The sequence below is a fragment of the Sandaracinus amylolyticus genome, assembly GCF_021631985.1.
Classification (GTDB): Bacteria; Myxococcota_A; Polyangia; order Polyangiales; family Sandaracinaceae; genus Sandaracinus; species Sandaracinus amylolyticus_A.
This window is the reverse complement of record NZ_CP070225.1, coordinates 8,374,767-8,393,826: the sequence shown is the minus strand read 5'-3', so window position 1 is coordinate 8,393,826 and position 19,060 is coordinate 8,374,767. Positions and strand designations below refer to the sequence as shown.

21 protein-coding genes are annotated in these 19,060 nt (G+C 71.4%); 9 read left to right on the top strand and 12 right to left on the bottom strand.

What is annotated here, in order from left to right:
* Positions 1-23: 23 nt before the first annotated feature.
* Together I5071_RS35535 and I5071_RS35530 are read right to left on the bottom strand one after the other, a co-directional pair.
* Positions 24-548 carry a hypothetical protein gene (locus tag I5071_RS35535; protein ID WP_236517790.1) on the bottom strand — a complete coding sequence of 175 codons (525 nt, stop codon included), beginning with the start codon at positions 546-548 and terminating at the stop codon, positions 24-26.
* Between the two features lie 377 nt (positions 549-925).
* Entirely contained in the window at positions 926-2,161 is a 1,236-nt protein-coding gene (locus I5071_RS35530) for an acetyl-CoA C-acetyltransferase (protein ID WP_236517789.1), read from the bottom strand.
* Between the two features lie 94 nt (positions 2,162-2,255).
* Here I5071_RS35530 and map point away from each other — a divergent pair, with 94 nt between their 5' ends.
* The 4 genes from map (at position 2,256) to I5071_RS35510 (ending at position 4,825) form a co-directional block, all read left to right on the top strand.
* A complete protein-coding gene (gene map / locus I5071_RS35525) occupies positions 2,256-2,999 on the top strand; it encodes a type I methionyl aminopeptidase (RefSeq protein ID WP_236517788.1) in 744 nt (247 codons plus the stop codon).
* Between the two features lie 80 nt (positions 3,000-3,079).
* The gene (locus I5071_RS35520) at positions 3,080-3,694 is read left to right on the top strand and encodes a hypothetical protein (protein ID WP_236517787.1); all 615 of its coding nucleotides are present in this window, start codon (positions 3,080-3,082) and stop codon (positions 3,692-3,694) included.
* Between the two features lie 91 nt (positions 3,695-3,785).
* Positions 3,786-4,199, top strand: coding sequence for a hypothetical protein (locus tag I5071_RS35515; protein ID WP_236517786.1), 414 nt, complete (start codon positions 3,786-3,788; stop codon positions 4,197-4,199).
* Positions 4,196-4,825, top strand: a complete 630-nt coding sequence (locus I5071_RS35510; RefSeq protein ID WP_236517785.1) for a hypothetical protein — start codon at positions 4,196-4,198, stop codon at positions 4,823-4,825. Before I5071_RS35515 ends, I5071_RS35510 begins: the two co-directional genes overlap by 4 nt.
* A 6-nt stretch (positions 4,826-4,831) precedes the next feature.
* On the opposite strand, the gene I5071_RS35505 is transcribed toward I5071_RS35510, so the two are convergent.
* Complete coding sequence (locus tag I5071_RS35505) at positions 4,832-5,233, bottom strand: hypothetical protein (protein ID WP_236517784.1); 402 nt, start codon at positions 5,231-5,233, stop codon at positions 4,832-4,834.
* A 93-nt stretch (positions 5,234-5,326) separates the two neighbouring features.
* On the opposite strand from I5071_RS35505, the gene I5071_RS35500 reads away from it, so the two are divergent.
* On the top strand, positions 5,327-6,148 hold the full coding sequence (locus tag I5071_RS35500) for a hypothetical protein (protein ID WP_236517783.1): 822 nt from the start codon (positions 5,327-5,329) through the stop codon (positions 6,146-6,148).
* On the opposite strand, the gene I5071_RS35495 is transcribed toward I5071_RS35500, so the two are convergent.
* Genes I5071_RS35495 through I5071_RS35485 form a run of 3 tightly spaced genes read right to left on the bottom strand, consistent with a single transcriptional unit; the run spans position 6,145 to position 8,865 of the window.
* Complete coding sequence (locus I5071_RS35495; RefSeq protein WP_236517782.1) at positions 6,145-7,281, bottom strand: lycopene cyclase family protein; 1,137 nt, start codon at positions 7,279-7,281, stop codon at positions 6,145-6,147. The genes I5071_RS35500 and I5071_RS35495 overlap by 4 nt on opposite strands.
* Complete coding sequence (locus I5071_RS35490; protein ID WP_236517781.1) at positions 7,278-7,661, bottom strand: DUF2141 domain-containing protein; 384 nt, start codon at positions 7,659-7,661, stop codon at positions 7,278-7,280. Before I5071_RS35490 ends, I5071_RS35495 begins: the two co-directional genes overlap by 4 nt.
* 31 nt (positions 7,662-7,692) lie before the next feature.
* Positions 7,693-8,865 carry an acyl-CoA dehydrogenase family protein gene (locus I5071_RS35485; RefSeq protein ID WP_236517780.1) on the bottom strand — a complete coding sequence of 391 codons (1,173 nt, stop codon included), beginning with the start codon at positions 8,863-8,865 and terminating at the stop codon, positions 7,693-7,695.
* Between the two features lie 136 nt (positions 8,866-9,001).
* Here I5071_RS35485 and I5071_RS35480 point away from each other — a divergent pair, with 136 nt between their 5' ends.
* Together I5071_RS35480 and I5071_RS35475 are read left to right on the top strand one after the other, a co-directional pair.
* Positions 9,002-9,568 carry an FxsA family protein gene (locus I5071_RS35480; protein ID WP_236517779.1) on the top strand — a complete coding sequence of 189 codons (567 nt, stop codon included), beginning with the start codon at positions 9,002-9,004 and terminating at the stop codon, positions 9,566-9,568.
* A gap of 5 nt (positions 9,569-9,573) precedes the next feature.
* Positions 9,574-10,116, top strand: coding sequence for a TIGR00730 family Rossman fold protein (locus I5071_RS35475; protein ID WP_236517778.1), 543 nt, complete (start codon positions 9,574-9,576; stop codon positions 10,114-10,116).
* On the opposite strand, the gene I5071_RS35470 is transcribed toward I5071_RS35475, so the two are convergent.
* The 6 genes from I5071_RS35470 to I5071_RS35445 are packed head-to-tail and all read right to left on the bottom strand — an operon-like array spanning position 10,095 to position 17,130.
* Positions 10,095-11,342 (bottom strand): MgtC/SapB family protein, encoded by a 1,248-nt coding sequence (locus I5071_RS35470; RefSeq protein WP_236517777.1) that lies wholly within the window; start codon positions 11,340-11,342, stop codon positions 10,095-10,097. The genes I5071_RS35475 and I5071_RS35470 overlap by 22 nt on opposite strands.
* 17 nt (positions 11,343-11,359) lie before the next feature.
* The gene (locus I5071_RS35465) at positions 11,360-12,466 is read right to left on the bottom strand and encodes a hypothetical protein (RefSeq protein WP_236517776.1); all 1,107 of its coding nucleotides are present in this window, start codon (positions 12,464-12,466) and stop codon (positions 11,360-11,362) included.
* Positions 12,467-12,490: 24 nt separating this feature from the next.
* Complete coding sequence (locus I5071_RS35460; RefSeq protein WP_236517775.1) at positions 12,491-13,306, bottom strand: TIGR00730 family Rossman fold protein; 816 nt, start codon at positions 13,304-13,306, stop codon at positions 12,491-12,493.
* A complete protein-coding gene (locus I5071_RS35455; RefSeq protein WP_236517774.1) occupies positions 13,303-14,058 on the bottom strand; it encodes a dienelactone hydrolase family protein in 756 nt (251 codons plus the stop codon). Before I5071_RS35455 ends, I5071_RS35460 begins: the two co-directional genes overlap by 4 nt.
* 41 nt (positions 14,059-14,099) lie before the next feature.
* On the bottom strand, positions 14,100-14,732 hold the full coding sequence (locus tag I5071_RS35450) for a DUF3261 domain-containing protein (RefSeq protein ID WP_236517773.1): 633 nt from the start codon (positions 14,730-14,732) through the stop codon (positions 14,100-14,102).
* 16 nt (positions 14,733-14,748) lie between these two features.
* On the bottom strand, positions 14,749-17,130 hold the full coding sequence (locus I5071_RS35445) for an MMPL family transporter (RefSeq protein ID WP_236517772.1): 2,382 nt from the start codon (positions 17,128-17,130) through the stop codon (positions 14,749-14,751).
* A gap of 65 nt (positions 17,131-17,195) precedes the next feature.
* On the opposite strand from I5071_RS35445, the gene I5071_RS35440 reads away from it, so the two are divergent.
* A complete protein-coding gene (locus I5071_RS35440) occupies positions 17,196-17,846 on the top strand; it encodes a hypothetical protein (protein WP_236517771.1) in 651 nt (216 codons plus the stop codon).
* Positions 17,843-19,054, top strand: a complete 1,212-nt coding sequence (locus I5071_RS35435; RefSeq protein ID WP_236517770.1) for a DNA methyltransferase — start codon at positions 17,843-17,845, stop codon at positions 19,052-19,054. Before I5071_RS35440 ends, I5071_RS35435 begins: the two co-directional genes overlap by 4 nt.
* The last annotated feature ends 6 nt before the right edge of the window (positions 19,055-19,060 follow it).

The following is a 19,060-nucleotide window of genomic DNA, read 5'->3' as shown; positions in this document are numbered from 1 at the left end:
AGCTTGCACGACGACACGGTATCTCAGTCGACGGGCACGAGCTCGAGCGCCGGCTCGTCGCGCTCGAACACGAGCGAGAGCGCGATGCCGGGCACGCCGAGCGCGATCACCACGCCGCCCGCGATCCCCGCGAACACGAGCCCGTGACGATCGCCGAACCACCCGTAGTCCGGTGGCTGCGGCTCGGTCGCGATGCCGACGATCGCGACCGCGCCGAGCAGCACGCCCGCCGCGATCAGGAGCGCGTGACCGGTGCCGCGCAGGAGCGATCGATCCTCGAGCCGGAGATCGACGCGCAGATCGTTCGTCAGATGCACGTCGCGCTGCCACTCGATCGCATCGCCGCGCCGCCACCCGAGCCGCACCTCGCCGCGCGGCAGCGAGAGCTCGCACGAGGGCTCGCAGAGCGTGCGCGGCGCACCCTCACGCGGCGCGACGACGACTTCGTAGCCCGGCAGCACGACCCCGCGCGAGACCGTCACGTCCTGCGCCGACCCGAGCGAAGGCACGACGAAGATCGCGAACGAGAGCACGCAAGCGCGAAGCATCGACGCGCGCATCGTACGCCGAACCGCGCGATCGCCCAGGAGCCACGACCCATCACCGGACCGATCACGCGCCCCGCGCGCAGTGCGCACACGCGCGACGCGCGATGCTACCCGCGAGCGTCCGGGCCGCGGCGAAGCGCGCGAGCCACCCCACCCAAACCGATCGAGACGGCAAGAACCGCGGTATCGGGCGCGAGGGGGTGGGTCCGGCGGCCTCGTGCGACGGGGGCTCGCAGAGGCCGACCACAGACTGACGACAGCATCGCGGCAGAGCGCGCAGCGCGCGCCGCGATGCGCCCCCCGCTTCCCGACGCTCGCGGCCTCTCGCACAGCAGCCCGCGAGCACCCCCTCGCGCCTCACGCCGAGGCGCTCCCGATCACACGCGCTCGATGATCGTCGCGATGCCCATCCCACCACCGATGCACAGCGTGATCAGCGCCGTCGCGAGCCCGCGCCGCTCGAGCTCGTCGAGCGCGGTCTGCAGCAGCATCGCGCCGGTCGCGCCGAGCGGATGGCCCAGCGCGATCGCGCCGCCGTTCACGTTCACCTTCGCGGGATCGACGTCGAGCTTCTTCATCGTCTCGAGGGGCACCGTCGCGAACGCCTCGTTGATCTCCCAGAGATCGATGTCCTTCGCGGTCATGCCCGCCTTCTTCAGCGCGCGGGCCGACGCCGGCGCCGGCGCGGTCAGCATGATCACGGGCTCCGCGCCCGCCGTGGCCATCGCGCGGATGCGACCGCGCGGCTTCAGACCATGCGCCTTCACCGCCTCGTCGCTCGCGAGCAGCACCGCGCACGCACCGTCGACGATGCCGCTCGAGTTGCCCGCGGTGTGCACGTGCTGGATCGCGTTGACGTGCGGATATCGCGCGAGCGCGATCTGATCGAGCGTCTCGCCGTTCGGCCCGACCGGCGCCGCGCCCATGCCGACGAAGCTCCCCTCGAGCTTCGCGAGCGCCTCGTACGTCGTGCCGTGACGCGGCATCTCGTCGTGCTCGAGCAGCACCTTGCCGGTCTCGGGATCCTTCACCGGCACCAGCGCGCGCGCGAAGCGACCTTCCTTCTGCGCGACCTCCGCCTTCTGCTGCGACGCGAGCGCGAAGCGATCGAGCTCCTCGCGCGAGAAGCCTTCGATCGTCGCGATCAGATCGCCGCTGATCCCCTGCGGGACCTGGAAGACCTTCTTGCGCAGGTGCGGGTTGTTGCCGTCGATGCCGCCCTCGTCCGAGCCCATCGGGACGCGCGACATGCTCTCGACGCCGCCCGCGATCACCAGGCCCTGGTGCCCGCTCGCGACGCCCATCGCCGCGAAGTTCACCGCCTGCAGGCCCGAGCCGCAGAAGCGATTGAGCGACACGCCGGTCACGTCGTCGGGCAGGCCCGCCGCGAGCACCGCGTTGCGCGCGATGCACGCACCCTGCTCCTTCGCCTGCGACACCGTGCCCGCGACCACGTCCTCGATCGCCGTGGGGTCGACCTTCGCGCGCGCGACCACCGCGTTCAGCGTCTGCGCGAGCAGCTCCTGCGGGTGCACGCCGGTCAGCGCGCCCTTGCCCATCTTCCCGCGCCCGCGCGGCGTGCGCGCCGCCTCGATGATCCACGCGTTGCCCATGTGCCGCCTCCGATGAATGGCCATTCATTCTGCAGCGCACCTCGTCGCGCGTAAAGTCGCTCGTCGATCCGACACGACCGAGTAGATTGGGCGCATGACGATCGAGCACGACGACGATCTCGCGGCCCTCAAGCGCGCGGCGCGCGCGGCGGCCGAGGCCCGCGACGCGATGGCCCGGGCCCTCGCGCCCGGGCTCACCACCGCGGACCTCGACGCGATCGGGCGCGACGTGCTGCGCGCGCACGGCGCGCGATCGGCGCCCCAGGTCGCCTACGACTTCCCGGGCTGGACGTGCATCAGCGTCAACGACGCGATCGCGCACGGCATCCCCAGCCAGAAGGTCGTGATCCGCGCCGGCGATCTCGTGAACATCGACGTCAGCTGCGTGATCGACGGCTACTGGGCCGACTGCGGCGCGAGCTACGCGGTGGGCGACGTGTCGTCGCGCGCGAAGCTGCTGCTCTGGGCGACCAAGAAGGCGCAGGAAGAGGCGATGCAGGCGGCGCGCGCCGGCGAGCCGCTGCGCATGATCGGTCGCACCGTCGAGCGCCGCGCGAAGCGTCACGGCCTGCGCGTGGTGCGCACCCTCGGCGGGCACGGCGTCGGGCGCCACATCCACGAGGACCCGCACGTCTCGAACGTCGAGCACCGCTTCGATCGCACCCGCCTGCACGAGGGCCTCGTGATGACGATCGAGCCGTTCCTCACGCTGGGCGCGACCGACGTCTACGAGGACCGCGACGGATGGACGCTGCGCACCACCGATCGATCGCTCGGCGCGCAGTTCGAGCACACGCTCGTGGTCACCAAGGGCGCGCCGATCGTCCTCACCGCGTGACGTACCGAGGGGGCGCGAGCGGGCGCCGTGCGTACACTGCGCGGCCCGAGCCCTCGGCTCGGACGGGAGATCACGACTACATGAAGCGAATCTCTTCTCCGCTCCTCCTCGCGACGTTCCTCACCGCGATGTCGATCGCGGCGCTGACGCCACCGCGCGTCGCGGCCCAGGACGACGTCGCGATCGGGCCCACCACACCGATCCGCAACTGGTACGCGGGCGGCGGCATCGGCGTGTCGTTCGCGCTCGAGGGCGACGGCACGCTCTTCGTGCTCAACGAAGAAGGCGGCTATCAGCTCGATCCGATCCTGCTCGGTGGCGGCGTGGACCTCGCGCTGCGCTTCGGGCTCGACCTCACGCAGCAGCTCGGCGACATCTTCTTCTTCACGTTCGGCGCGCGCGCGACCGCCTCGTTCGGCGTGTGGACCAACGGCTCGATCACGGTGCGCGTCGCGCCGAGCGTGGTGCTCGGCGGGGGCGTGCTCGTGTTCGACGAGGTGTGCACCATCGGCGGCTGCTTCGGCGGGGGCGACACCGGCGTGTTCGACATCCAGTTCGCGACGCAGGCCGAGCTCGACCTGCTCGACGGCATGCTGACCGTGTTCTTCCGGCCGCTGTCGATCGACGGGCTCTTCGGCGACGACGTCTCGACGAGCCGTTGGAACATCGTCGCCGGCGCGTTCGTGCACTTCTGATCGCGCTCGCGACCCTCACCCGGCGGCCGCTACGGAATTCGTAGCGGCCGTCGTCGTTTCCGGTCGCGGTGCCGTGCGCTACTCTCGCGCCGTGCCGCGCGTCCTCTTGCCAGCCTCGCTCGTCATCGTGTTGCTCGCCTCCGCCTGTGGCGCGACGTCCTCGCGCACCCAGCCGATCGTGGTGGGGCCCACCGCGCAGCGAGATCCCGAGCGCTTGCTCGAGGAGACGCTCGCCGCGACGCGCAGCGCCGGGTACTTGCCGCGCGACGTCGATCCGCTGCGCGGCGAGTACCGCGTCGTCGCGCACGCGCACGGCACGCGCGGCCTGCCGGTGTTCCTGATCGTGCAGGTCTATCGCGACGGCTGGGTGCGCGTGATCCCCGCAGGTCCGGGCGCGCGGCGCGACAGCACGCACGTGCACGTACCGCCCGAGGTGGTGCGCGAGCACGAGCGGCTCGGCATCGTGCTCCGCGGCGCGCTCGCGCAGGCGGGAGGTGCGCGATGACGCGCGTCGTCGTGCTCCTCGCCGCGATCGCGACGTCGCTCGTCCTCGCGGAGGTCGCGCACGCGCAGTCGCAGCCGGTGCTCGAGCCGGGCGCGCTGTGGCTCGACGAGGGCGGGCACGCGCCCGAGGGCCTGCGCAATCCGCGCGTCGTCCAGGCGCCGCTCGACCTCGGCAACGTGGTCGCGGGCGGCGTCACGCTGGGCGCGAGCTACGTCGCGACGTTCGCGTTCGCGCTCATCACGACGCCGGATTCGTACTGGAGCTCCGACTGGTCCGTCGGGTCGACGGCGAACCCGTGTTACGAGGGCGCGATCGGCATCGCGTTCGTGCCGGTGCTCGGGCCGTGGCTGCACCTCGCGGTGCGCGATCAGTGCTCGATCCCCAGTGGCCGCGCGTACGCCAACTCCGACGGCGAGATCGCCTACGTGTCGAACCGCGGCAGTGTCGACCTGGGCGTGCACGAGCTCGACATCGCGTTCTTCGTGCTGCTCGGCGTGGCGCAGGGCGTGGGCGCGACCGCGCTGGTGCTGGGCATCCTCGGCACCCACGGCGAGATCCGGTTCGAGAGCGAGGCGATGACGGTCGAGCTCGATCCGCTCTCGCTCTCGGCGCGCGGTCGGTTCTGATCGCGATCAGTCGCAGTACGAAGGCGGCGCGCAGACGCCGCTCGCGCAGCAGCCGCTCCGGCACTCCACGTCGAGCACACACGGCGCCGCGCAGTGCCAGGGCAGGTCCGGCCATCCCGCGCAGACGAGCCCGGGGCAGCACGAGGCGAACTCGGGGCCGCACGCGCGCTCCTCGTCGCGGCACGCCGCCGACGTCGGATCCGGCACGCAGAGGTCGCCCGCGCACGCGTAGCCGCTGGGGCACTGGCCGCTCCAGTGATCGTTGCAGTGGCGGGTGCACATCGAGTACTCGGCGAGCCGCAGGCAGAGCCCGGTCTCGCAGTCGCCGTTTCCGCCGCACGGGCTCTCGAGCACGCCGTGGCTGTCGATCTCTTCGTTCGCGCACGACACGATGCACGAGAAGGACAAGATCGCGATGGCGCAGGCTGTTCGATGCACGGCCGGACGATCCCGGTCGTGACGACCGGTGTCAAGCGAGCGTTGACCAGTCGTGGGCCCGCGATGCACGTTCTCGCCGTGCATCGCCTCCCACTCTCGCTCGCGACGCTGCTCTTGCTCGGCGCGATCACGACGCGCGTCCACGCGCAGGAATGCGCCGAAGGGCGCGTGGTCACGCCAGAGACGCTCGGTCGCTGTTGTTGGCCGGGCCAGCACTGGTCCGACGAGCACAATCGATGCGACGGCGCGCCGCAGTGCCCGGCCGGATGGCTCGGCGACGGCGGCGGGTGCGTGCGCGCCCCCGAGCCCACGGCATCGACGCCGGTCGCGCCCCCGACGCCCCAGGTGGCCCCGACGCCCCAGGTGGCCCCGACGCCCGAGCCGCCGCTCGACGCGGCGAGCGCGCTGCGCGAGATCGTGCCGTCGCGTCCTTCGCCCGATTGGCGCGTGACGTTCGATGCCGCGTCGGTGGGCGCGACGCCTCCGACCGAGCGACGCGAGCTCAACCATCCGGTGCTCGGAGGCGGCACCGCGCTGCTGCTCTCGGGGTACGTGCCGTCGGTCGTCGCGGCGATCGACATGCTCTCGCGTCCGACGCCCTGCAACGGCTGGGGCGGCGCGTACTTCGTGCCGGTGATCGGCGGCGTGATCGGCGCGGGCGGGCACTTCGCGTGCTGGGGCAACGTCGACGACTACTACTGGGGCGACTACGACGACGGATGGCAGACCGGCGTCGGGGTCGCCGGGTTCATCGTGAGCGCGGTCCAGATCGTCGGGCTCGTGGTGGTGATCGTGGGCGCGAGCTCGCCGCGCGTCACGTACGTCGCGGATCTCGGTGACGCGCAGCTCGCGCTGACGGGCGACGGCTTCGAGCTCTCGTTCTAGAGACGGCGCATCGTGAGCCGCATCGCCGCCATCAGCGGCAGTCCGATCGGCATCGATCCCACGAGCATCGCGAGCTCGCGCCACGACGCGCGCTCGTCGAGGAAGCGCAGGAGGCGCGGCGCGGGGTTGCGGCGGAACATCTCGGTGAAGAGCCGCGCCATGCGATCGCCGCGCGTCTGCATCAGCTCGAGCATCACCGCGTCGAGCCACGCGTAGAGCCGGCGGCGCGGCGGGACGTCGAACGGATGTCCGTGGGTCTCCAGCGAGCGGACGATCGCGCGCGAGTCGTCGAGGATGCGCGTGAACGCGTAGCCGGTCGTCGGCTTGAGCAGCCCACCGCGGCGCCCGATCGCCATCACCCGCGCGCCGAGGCGACGCTCGAACGGCGCGTCGGTGAGCGCCGACGTCCCGCCCTCGCGCGCCCGCACCCGATACGAGCCCGACGGGAGACCGAGCACGTCCTCCACGTAGCTGCGCAGCGCGCGCTCCGCGGGCTCGGGGCGCATCCGCACGTGCTCGACCAGCGCGCGGCGCGCGTCGTAGGGCAGCACGTAGAAGAAGCGCATGTCGTGATCGCGGAAGTCGAACATCGTCGGCACCGCGACGTCGAACGCGTCGTGATCGGTCTCGACGATCCAGCCCTCGAACACCTGGTGCATCAGGTGATGGCGGCGCGGATCGACCTGCAGATCGGCGTGGCGGAACCGCGAGTCGAAGACCCAGCGCGCCTCGATGGTGCGGCCCTCGAGCTCGAAGCGCGCGTGGTCGCCTGCATCCTCGATCGCGCCGCGCACCACGCCGGTCTTCCACTCCGCGCGAGGCGCCTTCGCGAGCTCCGTGCGCAGGTGCTCGAGCAGGTGGATCCCGCGCACCGTCTCGTAGCGGAACGGCGCGAGCGCGAGGGTGCGATCGAGCCACGGCGACGCGAAGCGGAGCCGATCCCAGCGGCGATGCACGAGGTCGTCGAACGGCGTCGCGCGCTCGGTCCAGTACGAGAACGTGCGCTGATCGTCGTCGGTCGCATCGCGCTCGACGATCACGATCGATCGATCGCGCAGAGGGCTCGCGAGCAGCTCGTGCGCGAGCGCGAGGCCCGATGCGCCCGCGCCGACGATCGCGAGGTCGTACCTCACGTGCCCGGCAGATAGCGGGGGCGCAGCGCGAGGTGGTTGTCGCCCGGGATCACGTCGAACGCGGCCTTCTCGAAGCGCGGCAGTCCGAGCCGCCACTCGCGATCGCGCGAGCCCCCGAGCCCTTCGAGCGGCAGCCCGACGCGCGAGAGATCCATGTGCAGATCGAGATCTTCGTCGTGCAGCAGCGCGGCGGCCCAGCGCCCGGGCGCGACCTCGTCGAAGACGAGCTCGGCGCGGCCCGAGGCGATCGGGACCGCGCCGTGGTGCTTCGCGCGCTCGGGGTGATCGGGGAAACCTTCGCCGTCGTAGAGAGCGACCAGCGCCGCGCCTCGATCGTTTCGGAGGCCACTCACGTGGACGAAGAGGCGGGCGCCGGTCACCGCGAGCACGTACGCACGGTGCGCCGCGCTGTCACCAGCCGCTGATCTTCGCGATCATGTACTTCATGACCTCGCTCGCGCCGCCGCCGATGCGGAAGAGCCGCTGGTCGCGGTAGTAACGCGAGACCCAGAGGTCCTCGAGGTAGCCCATGCCGCCGTGGAACTGCACGACCTGATCGGCGATCTCGCTCGACACGTCGCCCACGAAGAGCTTGCTCATCGCGATGAGCTTCGTGGTCTCGAACGAGATGTCGCCCTTGCGCACGTAGCGATCGGTGTTGAACGCGTCGGCCGCCTTGTAGACCAGCGCCTTGCCGGCCTCGGCCTTGGTGTAGAGGTCGGCGAGCTTGTGCTGCCACACCTCGCGCTTGATCAGCGGCTTGCCGAACACGTGGCGCTCGCGGCCCCACGTGAGGCTGCGATCGAGCGCGTGGAACGCGCCCGCGAGCGCCGAGCTCGAGCCGACGAGGCGCTCGCTCTGGAAGTTCTGCATGAGGTAGATGAACCCCATGCCCTCCTGACCGAGCAGATAGCGCTTGGGCACGCGCACGTTGTCGAAGAAGAGCTCGGCGGTGTCGCTCGCCCAGTTGCCCATCTTCTCGAGCTTCTTGCTCACCGAGAAGCCGGGCGTGTTGGTGGGGACGAGGATGATCGAGATGCCGTGATGGCCGGCATCGGGGTTCGTCTTGCAGAGCAGCGTGACGAAGTCCGCGCGCGTGCCGTTCGTGATGTACGTCTTGCTGCCGTTGATGACGTAGTCGCCGCCCTCGACCCGCGCGGTGGTGCGGAGGCCCGCGACGTCCGAGCCCGCGCCGGGCTCGCTCACGCCGAGCGCCGCGATCTTCTCGCCGCGCAGCGCGGGCGCGAGGAACTCGTCGATCTGCTCCTGGGTGCCGAGCTCGCCGATGCACGGCGTGGCCATGTCGCTCTGCACGAGCAGGCCCATCGTCACGCCCGCCGAGCCGCAGCGCACCAGCTCTTCGCTCTTCGCGATCGAGTACCAGTAGTCGCCGCCGCTGCCGCCGGCGCTCTCGGGATAGTGCGCGCCCAGGATGCCGAGCTCGCCGGCGCGCTTGAACACCCAGTTCGGGAAGAGCTCGTCGCGCTCCCACTGATCGACGTTCGGCGCGAGCTCCTTCTCGGCGAACTGGCGGACCTGCTTGCGGAAGAGCTCGTGCTCCTCGTTGTAGGGAGTGAACGTCACGTCTCGCGCGCCTTTCTCGCAGCCGGAACGCCGCGCCAGAATGAATGGCCATTCATTCGTACCGGTTCGCTCCGAGAGTTTCAAGAGCGGTCTGGGGAGTTGCTCTCTCGGGAGCCCGGACGTAGAGGTCGATCGAATGGGCTGGATCGCGCTCGCCATGCTCGCCGCCACGTCAGTCGAGCTCTACGTGCTGCTGGAGGTCGGAGATCTCCTCGGGTTCTGGCCCACCATCGCGCTGGTGCTCGGCACCGCGATGCTCGGCGGATACCTGCTCAAGCGCGAAGGGCTGCGGGTGTTCCGCGAGTGGCAGCGGGCGCTCGCCGAGATGCGCATGCCCGAGGAGGGGATCACCTCGGGGCTGCTCGTGCTCGTCGGCGGGACGCTGCTGATGACGCCGGGCGTGCTCAGCGACGTCACCGGGATCCTGCTGCTGATCCCGCCGGTCCGGATGGTGGTTGCGCGCTTCATCGAGGCGCGGGTGCGGGCACGGATGGAGCGCGGCGGCGGCCCGGGCAGCGTGTTCGACTTCCGCGTGGTCACGCCGCAGGGCGCCTACGGACGGCGGCGCGTGGTCGACGTCGACGGAGTGGTGGTCGAGGATCGCGAGGTGCGCGCGCCCGCGCCGCGCGCGCGGGTGGGTGGCGACGTGATCGAGGGCGAGATCGTCGACGCGTCGACGCGCCGGCTCGAGCGGGGAGAGTGAGCGACGTGAGGAGCGTGGCGGTGTACTGCGGCTCGGCGAGCGGCGCGCGCCCGGCGTATCTCGCGGCGGCGCGCGCGCTCGGCGTGGAGATCGCGCGGCGCGGGATGTCGCTGGTCTACGGCGGCGCGACGGTCGGGCTGATGGGCGCGGTGGCCGACGCGGCGCTCGCCGAGGGCGGCACGGTGATCGGGGTGATCCCGCGCTCGCTGGTGGATCGCGAGATCGCGCATCCCGGGCTCAGCGAGCTGATCGTCGTGGACACGATGCACGAGCGGAAGGCCGCGATGAGCGCGCGCGCCGATGTGTTCGTCGCGCTGCCCGGCGGGTTCGGCACGATGGACGAGCTCTTCGAGGCGCTCACGTGGTCGCAGCTCGGGATCCATCGCAAGCGCAGCGGGCTGCTCGAGGTCGAGCAGTACTGGCAGCCACTGGTGCGCTGGGTCGAGCACGCGACGCACGAGGGGTTCGTGCGGACGGCCCATCGCGAGCTGCTGATCTGCGACGAGGATCCCGCGCGGCTCCTCGATCAGCTCGCGCCGACGACGTAGAGCCCGTAGGCGCCCCAGGTCGCGGCGAGCACGATCGCGACGCCGAGCACCACCGGCAGCGCGTAGCCGCGAGGGCCCGAGCTGTACGCGAGCACGCTCTTGGTGACGCTGTTCGTCGAGAGACACGCGAGCACCGCGACGATCGCCGAGGTCGTCTCGAGCTGATCGGCGGCGTGCACCGACGCGACCGATGCGCCCGCGGCGTGGGCATCGGCGAACGCGGCGACCGTCGACGCGATCACCACCCCGAGCGCACCGACCTGACGGCCCACCAGCGTCGCGCCGACGCTCACGCCGGTCACCAGCAGCGCGAAGATCAGCGCGCCTCGTAGATCGACCGCGCGACCGGGAGGCGGCCCGCCGTGCTCGCCACGGGCGGACCGCAGCGTGAAGAGCCCGGCGTAGAGCAGCGCGGCCGAGCCGCCGGCCGCGAGCGGGATCCACAGCCCCTGCTCGAGCAACCGTGGGCTCGCCGCGCCGACCAGCAGCGCCATCTGCACGAAGGTCGCGACGGTCGATGCCGCGGCGGCCGCGATCGCGCCCGACGTGTGCGGCGGGTCGTCCTTCGCCTTGCCGCCCATCGACGCGATCGTCGCGGAGCTCGAGACGAAGCCGCCCGCGAGCCCGGCGATGGGAAGGCCCCAGCGCGGTCCGAGCATCCGCTGCGCGACGTGCGCCGCGAGATGGATCGCGAGGATCAGCACCACGAGACGCCACAACGTGAACGGCACGAGCACGCCCCACGGATCGACCGGGTGCGCGGGCAGGAGCGGCAGCACGACGAGCGCGGCGGCCGCGACGATCAGCGCGTCGCGCAGCTCGGCGGGCGTGAGCACCTCGCGCACCGCCTCGTGGATGCGCGCGCGGTACGCGAGCAGCAGCGCGGTGGTGATCCCCACCGCGAGCGCGGTGGTCGGGCGATCGATCGCGAGCGCGCCCAGCGCGAACGTGAGCACGAGCGCGATCTCGCTGGTGAGCCCGGGATCGGTGCGATCACCCAGCCAGTACGAGACCACCGCGGCGGTACCGACCGCGGCGCCGAGCACGCCGAGCACGACTGGCTGCTCGAGCGCGTGCGCGATCGCGCCGAGCAGCGCGGTGATCGCGAAGGTGCGGATCCCGGCGGCGCGATGGGCGCCCTCGCTCATGCGCTGCTCGCGCTCGGCCCCGATCACGAGCCCGATCACCAACGCGATCCCGATGCGCAGCTCGATCGAATCCGGCACTTGCCGTCAGTTTCTCCTCACCGCTCGAGCAGCGCCATCACGATCTCGAACGCGATCAGCAGCACGATCACGTACTCCACGGCGAGCGCACGCCGCGCGTGCGCCTCGTCCTTCAGCACATCGTACGCCTGCGCGAAGAGGCGGAGCTTGCGCATCACGCTGTCGCGCCACGCCGGCGCGTGCTGTCGCTCGAGCGCCGCGAGGTAGACCCGCGCGAGGTAGGTGTCGGACGCGACGCGCACCGCGCTCTCGGCGCGATCGGCGAGCTCGGAGAGCTCGACCATGTGGAGCTGGGCACGTCGCGAGAGCGCCTCGTGCGCGCGCCCGAAGATCCACCAGCCGCGCTTGGTCGCGTGGCCGAGCTCGTCGTAGACGTGGTCGAGCTCGCGATCGATGATCGCGTCGTACACCCGGAATTCGAGGAGCTGCGAGCACGCGAGCTCGAGGGCGAGCACCACGTCGCGATCGTCGCTCGGCTCGATCACGAGGGCGCTCGTCGCGTGCACGATCGCGAGATCGTCGACGTAGTACTGGAAGCGGTGCGCGAGCACGTGCTCGCACGCCGCGCGCGAGAGGGGTCGCGGATCGTGCTCGCCGAGCAGCAGGCGCGCGACGGTCTCGGGATGCGCCAGCGGATCGCCGGTGATCGCCCGCACGAACACGACCGCGTAGCGCTCGATCTCGGGCGACTCGGTGAGCGGCTCGTGGGCGAGCTCGACCAGCGGCTCGGCGAGCTCTCGCGCGATCGCGCGCGCGACATCGTCGATCGCGCTCGAGTCCCAGGTCGACGCGGCGAGCGGGACGAGCTCGTCGATCGTGGTGCCCGGGGTGATCGGGACCTCGAGCACGATCGCGACGACGCCGAAGCGGAAGAGCCGGAGCCGCGCGGTGACGGCGAGCTCGGTGCCGTCGGCGAGCGTGACGGTGCGCGGGCCGAGATCGAGCTCGATCGGCAGCGTCGCGAGCGCGAGCGCGACCGAGCTCTCCTGGCGGATCGAGACGCGGCGCACGGTCGCGCGTCGCTCGAGCAGCAGCGGCGCGCGGTCGAGGTCGAGCTCGTCCGCGACGTCGAGGAAGCGGAAGAGCAGCACGCTCCCCGACTCGATGCGCGCGGTCACGCCCATCGAGCAGGTACATACGCACGCGCGTCAACGCCGCACGGCGAGCCGCTTCTCGCCGAGAATCCTCGAAGGATGCGGACGCTTGGCCTCGACCAGACCGAAGTGGGTGGTCGTGATCTCGCGGATGTGCGCGACGCAGTCCTCGGGCGAGTCGGTCACGACGAGGCGCTCGAGGTCGCGCCCGTCGATGGTGCGCTCGGCGAGCATCGTGCGCTGCAGGAACTCGATCATCGGGGCCCAGTAGTCGGTGCCCATCAGCACGATCGGGAACGCCTGGATCTTGCCGGTCTGTGCGAGCGTCGCGGTCTCGAAGAGCTCGTCGAGCGTGCCGAACCCACCGGGCAGGCAGACGAACGCGTACGAGTACTTCACGAGCATGACCTTGCGGACGAAGAAGTGATCGAAGAGGACGTAGCGATCGAGGTAGGGGTTCGGCGCCTGCTCGCGCGGGAGGACGATGTTGCAGCCGATGCTGGGACCGCCCGCCTCCTGCGCGCCTCGGTTCGCGGCCTCCATGATGCCGGGGCCGCCGCCGGTCATGACGGTGAAGCCCGCGCGCGCGAGCCGCGCGCCGAGCTCGCGGCCCATCCCGTAGTAGCGGTGCCCCTCGTCGAAGCGCGCCGAGCCGAACACCGTGACGCACGGGCCGACGAACGTCAGCGCGCGGAAGCCGCGCACGAGCTCGCCGGTGATGCGCATCGCGCGCGCGAGATCGCGCATACGGCCTCGCGGTCCCTCGAGGAAGCGCGACTCGCCCTGGCGCTGCACCCGCACGAGATCGAGCGATTCGACGTCGGGATCGTCGGAGCGCTCGCCGGGGACCTTCGAGCCGTGCGTGGTCACGCGACGTCGTCGTTCGCCGTCGCGTCGCGCCGCGCGCCCTCTCCCTCGAGGTGCTCGCGGAAGAACGCGACGACGCGGGCGCGGGCATCGCGCGCGCTCTCTTCGTGGTGCTCGGCGCGCAGCGGACCGATGCGACCGAGATAGCCGAGCACGCCGCGCGGCGTGTGCGTGAAGAAGCTGTGCCCCGCGTCGGGATAGACCTTCACGTCGTGGGGCACACAGAGCGTCTCGAGGTTCTTCTGCAGCTTCGGCGCGAAGCGCGCGAACGTGGTGTCGCGCGCGCCGTAGCTCGCGACGACGGGACAGCTGCGCGGCATCGGATCGGGCGCCTCGCCATAGAAGGGCGCGGCGACCTTGTACTTGCCGTTCATCGCGAGCAGCAGCGCGAAGCCGCCGCCGAGGCAGAAGCCGATCACGCCCATGCGCTCGGGATCGACCTCGGGGCGCGCGGCGAGCCAGCGACGCGCGGCCTCGAGATCGTCGACCGATTGGCCCTCTCCCTTCGAGATCGCGCGCAGCGCACGCGCGATGCAGAGCGGGCGCGCGCCCCGATCGAAGATGTCGGGGATCAGCACGATCCAGCCTTCGGTCGCGAGGTCGCGCGCGACGCGCTTCATCTCGTCGGTGAGACCGAGGAGCTCGTAGACCATGACGAGCGCTGGCAGCCGACGGCCCGACGTGGAGTCGGGCATGGTGAGGACGGCGCGCATCGCGTGGCCGTCGTCGCACGGGAAGGTGACGTCGATCTGCACGATGAGAAGACGATAGCCGGGTTGGCGCGGGCGCGCGCGGATCAGAGCGGGCGGCGCGTGATGTTCTGCATCACCAATCGGTAGCCGAACCACCCGTTGTCGAGCTCCACGCGCGTCGGCGGAGGTGCGCTCGGGTCGGGCGAGAGACCGCCCTCGTAGGTGATGCGGATCGCGCCCTCGACGTCGCGCCGCGTGAAGCTGCGCGACAGCAGGCGACCGTCGGCCCAGGTCTCGGTGAGCATCTCGGGGCCCGCCGGCGTGTCGAGCTCGCCCGTGTGCTCACCGTCGGCCCGCGCTGCGTCGAGGCCGACGAGCCAGGTGCGATGCACGTCGACGAGCATGAAGCGCGGCGGGAAGGGCAGCTCGCGCGGGAGCTGCGACTCGAAGCGCGGCTCGGCCGCGCCCTCTTGCGCGAGCGTGAACGCGCGGGAGCCGTGGGGGCCGAGCGCGACCATCACCAGCGCGTCGCCGCGCTTCTCGAGCAGCGCGCGGAACGTGTCGCTGCCCTCGGCGTGCACCGCGGTGATCTGGTGATCGATCGCGAAGTCGGTCCCGTAGCTCGAGGGCGCGCGCACCGGACCGGCGTAGTCGCGCAGCGGCGTGGTCGTGGTGGTCGCGCCGGGGCCGCAGCCGATCGAGAGCGCGAAGAGGATCGTGAGGAGGATGGAGCGCATCGCGAGCACCGAGAGCTTACGAGGGCTTGCGCGTCCCCGCGATCAAGAGGGCCATCGGCGAGAAGAGCAGCGCGAGGCCGACGCCCACCGACGCCATGAGCCCGAGCGCGCGCATCGCGGGGTGGGTGCTCGCGGCGAGCAGGCCGAACGAGAGCACGGTGGTGATGCAGGCGACGGTGATGCCGACCATCGTGGTCGCGACGCCGCGCGGATCGTCGCGCGACTCGATGAGGAACACCGCGAAGTCCTCGGCCATCGAGAGCACGAGCAGCGCGCCGACGAGGTGCATCAGGTTCGCGGGCTCGCCGATCAGACCGAGCACACCGAGCGCGGTCGACGCGGCGAGCAACGCGGGCGCGACCGACGCGAAGCCGAGCCGGAAGCTGCGATACCGCGCGACGCAGAGGCCGAGCACGACGAGCATGCCGACCGCGAGCAGCTCGAGCGTGCGCGTCCGGAACTCGCGGTACGCGCTCGCGAGGAACTCGCCCTGATCGAAGTAGGCGACGCCCTCGAGCGACGCGAGCCGTGCGCGCAGCGCCGCCGAGTCGCTCACGCCCTCGACGAACGCGAGGTACGCGATGCGATCCCCCGCGAGGTGCACGCGGAACGGGCGCACGAGATCGGCGATCGGGCTCGCCATCAGCGCGTCGTAGGTGAGCGGCTGGGGCGGCGGCGCCGCGAGCGAGGCGCGGAACGGCTCGAACATCGAGGGCACGAAGCCTTCACGCTCGAGCGCGGCGATGGTGCGATCCGCGAGCGCAGGCGAGGTGCGCACCGCGTCGTCGACGCCGCGCTGGGTGGCGATCGAGCGCACGAAGTGATGGGCCGCGCGGAACGTCCGCAGCTCGCCCGCATCGCGCGCGGCGGTGAGCACCGCGAACGCGCGCTCGGCGTGGGCGAGCGCCTCTTCGTCGTCGCGGCCGGTCGCGATCACCAGCCGTCCGGCCTCGCCCTGCGCCACCCGTGCCCGCACCGCGGCGTCCTCGGCGAGCCACTCGGGATCGGCCTGGTTGAGCGCGCGGATGTCGTCGATCCACGCGAGCTGCGGGATCCCGATCGCGGCCACGAGGAGCGCGACGATCGGCAGTGCGAGGAACGGCGCGCGATGCGACTGCACGCGCTGCCAGAGACGGAACGAGAAGTCAGCCGCGGCGCGGGTGATCCGCGGCGCTTCGCTGCGCATCGGCATCCACGGCGGGACCATCACGCGCGTCGAGAGCAGCGCCGCGGTGACGCCCACCGCCGCGAAGAGCGCCATCTCGCGCATGCCGGGGAACGACGTCCACCCGAGGCCGGCGAGCCCGGCGATCGTCGTGCTCGCGCCGAGCGCGAGGCCCGGCCAGATCGTGCGCATCGTCGCCTCGGGGCCACGCTCGTCGGGCTCGAGCACGTGGTGGTTCACGTAGTGCGAGACGTAGTCGATGCCGACGCCGAGCAGCGACGAGCCGAACGCGAACGTGATGCCGTGGATGCTGCCGAACACCAGACGGCACGCCGCGGTCGCGACGATCGTGCCTGCCGCGAGCGGGATCGCGCCGAGCAGGAGGAACCGCGGCCCGCGATAGAGCGCGAGGAAGAGCACGACCACGCCGAGGGTCGAGAGCGTCGAGATGCGCTGCACGTCCTCGCGGATCTCGTGCTCGGCGCGTCGCGCGAAGCGGTGCACACCCGCTTGCTCGATGCGCAGCGATCCGTCGTGCGCCTCGATCAGAGCGCGGGTCTCGCGATCGATCGCGTCGAGCATCGGACCGACGTGAACGGTGTCGAAGCTCGGCGCCTCGCTCGCGAGGAGCACCAGCCCCCAGCCGTCCTGCGAGACGAGCTGACCATCGACCACTCGAGGCCCGCCCTCGGCCGAGCCCTGGAGGCGTCGCAGGTGATCGAGGAACGCGAGCAGCGGATCTTCCTGCGCGACTCGCCGCACCAACATCGCGGTGGGACCGGTGACGTCGCGCTTGAGGCGCTGCGCGGCCTCGCGCAGCGCGTCGTCGCTCAGGTGGGCGCGCGCTTCCTCGGGTGTATCCGCGAAGAACGCGTAGCGACGCGCGAAGTAGAGCTCGTAGAACGCACGCTCGATCTCGGCGGGCGGACCGCTGCGCACCCACGCGACGCCCTCGATCGTTCGCAGGCGCTCGGCGAGGGTGCGCGCCGCGGCGATCGAGGTGGGCTCGTCGTCGCCGCGCACCGCGATGGCGATCGTGCGCGAGAGCTCGGAGTCGATGACCTGGCGCGCGACCTCGGCGAGCTCGCGATCCTCGCTCGACGGGATGAACTGCGAGATCTCGTGGCGGACGCGCAGATCGTGGAACGCCCACGCGCCGAGCGCGGCGAGCACGAGCGCGAGCACGATCGAGACGATGCGGCCGCGGCGCTTCTCTGCGTCGGGTTCGCTCACAGCGCGGCGATGATGCGACGGTCGCGCACGCTCGTCACGGAAGACGTGACGATCGGAGTCGTGCGATGATCGGCGAGGGGATGCAGCTCCGACTGATCGGCTACTGGCGCAGCGTGAACGAGCACGATTCGTCGCTCCCGGATCCGCGCGACTTCATCGATCCCGAGTGGGACGAGAGCGAGCGGGCTCGGGTGATCGACTACCTCCGGCAAGGCAGGACGACGTCTTGGTCGCCGGGCTTCTCGCGATGTCGCCTCTGCGGATCGAGCAACGGCAGCAAGACGCTGACGGACGGCACGTTCGTGTGGCCCGAGGGATTCGCGCACTACGTCGCCGAGCACGCGGTGAAGCCGCCGCAGGAGATCCTCGAGCACGTCTGGCGCGAGCTCGACCGCATCGCGCGCATCGAGCCCGACGTCGCGTGGTGGCGCGAGCAGCGCGGCGTGGCGAAGGCGCGCCACTGGCTGCGATGGCGCGTCGAGATCGGCCCCTGCGACCTGCGCGCGACCAACATCATCCAGCAGATCGCGGGCGGCGTGCTGGGCTGGGATCGCGCCGAGCGCATCTACACCGAGCTGTCGCGCAAGGGCACGGCGCGCATCACGCTCAGTGATCGCGGCCTCGCCGACGAAGTGCGGGAGCGGCTCACCGGCGCGCGCGTGGCCTGCACGATCGTCGAAGAGCGCGTGCCCGCGCCCGACACGCTGCTCGGGTGACGACCTCGACGTTCGTCCCGAACCAGCGGCTGCCGATCCATCGGTGGTTCCGCTACTCCGCGGGCTTCTCGGGTGCGTGGGCCGAGTCGATCCTCCGCGAGCGGACGAGCGCCCATCACACGATCCTCGATCCGTTCGCGGGGGTCGCGACCACGCTCGTCGCCGCGCAGCTCGCGGGGCGGCGCGCGATCGGCGTCGAAGCACACTCCTTCGTGGCACGGATCGCGCGCGCGAAGCTCACGCCGTGTGATCCCGACGTGCTCGATCGCGCCGCGCAGGCCGTTCTCGCCCACGCCGAGGCGCTCCCGCGCGAGCCGGCGCGCGACGACGAGCCCGCGCTGCTCCTCACCTCGTACTCGCCCGAGTCACTCGCGGATCTGCGTCGTCTCCGTCGCGCGATCGCGGCCCACGACGATCACCCGCTGCTCTGGCTCGCGCTGGTCGCGATCCTCCGCGCGTGCTCGAGCGCCGGCACCGCGCCCTGGCAGTACGTGCTCCCGAATCGCCGCAAGGCGCGGGTGGCGGCGCCATTCGTGCGATTTTCGATGCAGATCGCGCTGATGCGCGACGATCTGTGCGCCTCGCGCACGAATGTGCGGCTCCATCACGACGACGCGCGCACCTGCGCCTCGATCGACGACGCGTCGATCGACTTCGTCCTCACCTCACCGCCCTACCCCAACAACTACGACTACGCCGACGCCACCCGCCTCGAGCAGACGTTCTTCGGCGAGCTCCGCGACTGGCGCGATCTCCACGCGACCACGCGCCGCCATCTCGTGCGCGCCTGCTCGCAGCACACCGCCGCGGATCGTCTCGCGCTCGGGGATCTCCTCGCCGATCCCCACGTCGCGCCGATCCGCGATCCCCTCTCGCGCGCGTGCACCGAGCTCGCCGCGATTCGCACCTCGAAGGGCGGCAAGAAGACCTATCACACGATGATCGCGGCGTACTTCGTCGATCTCGCGCGGGTGTGGCAGTCGCTCGCGCGCGTGGTGCGCCCCGGCGGCGAGGTGTGCTTCGTCATCGGCGACTCCGCGCCCTACGGCGTGCACGTGCCGGTCGACGACTGGCTCGCTCGGCTCGCCGATGCCGCGGGCTTCACTCCGTCGCACACCCGCGAGATCCGCGCGCGCAACGTGAAGTGGAAGAACCGCAAGCACCGAGTCCCGCTGCGCGAGCTCGAGCTCTGGCTCATCCGCCGGTGAGTCCTC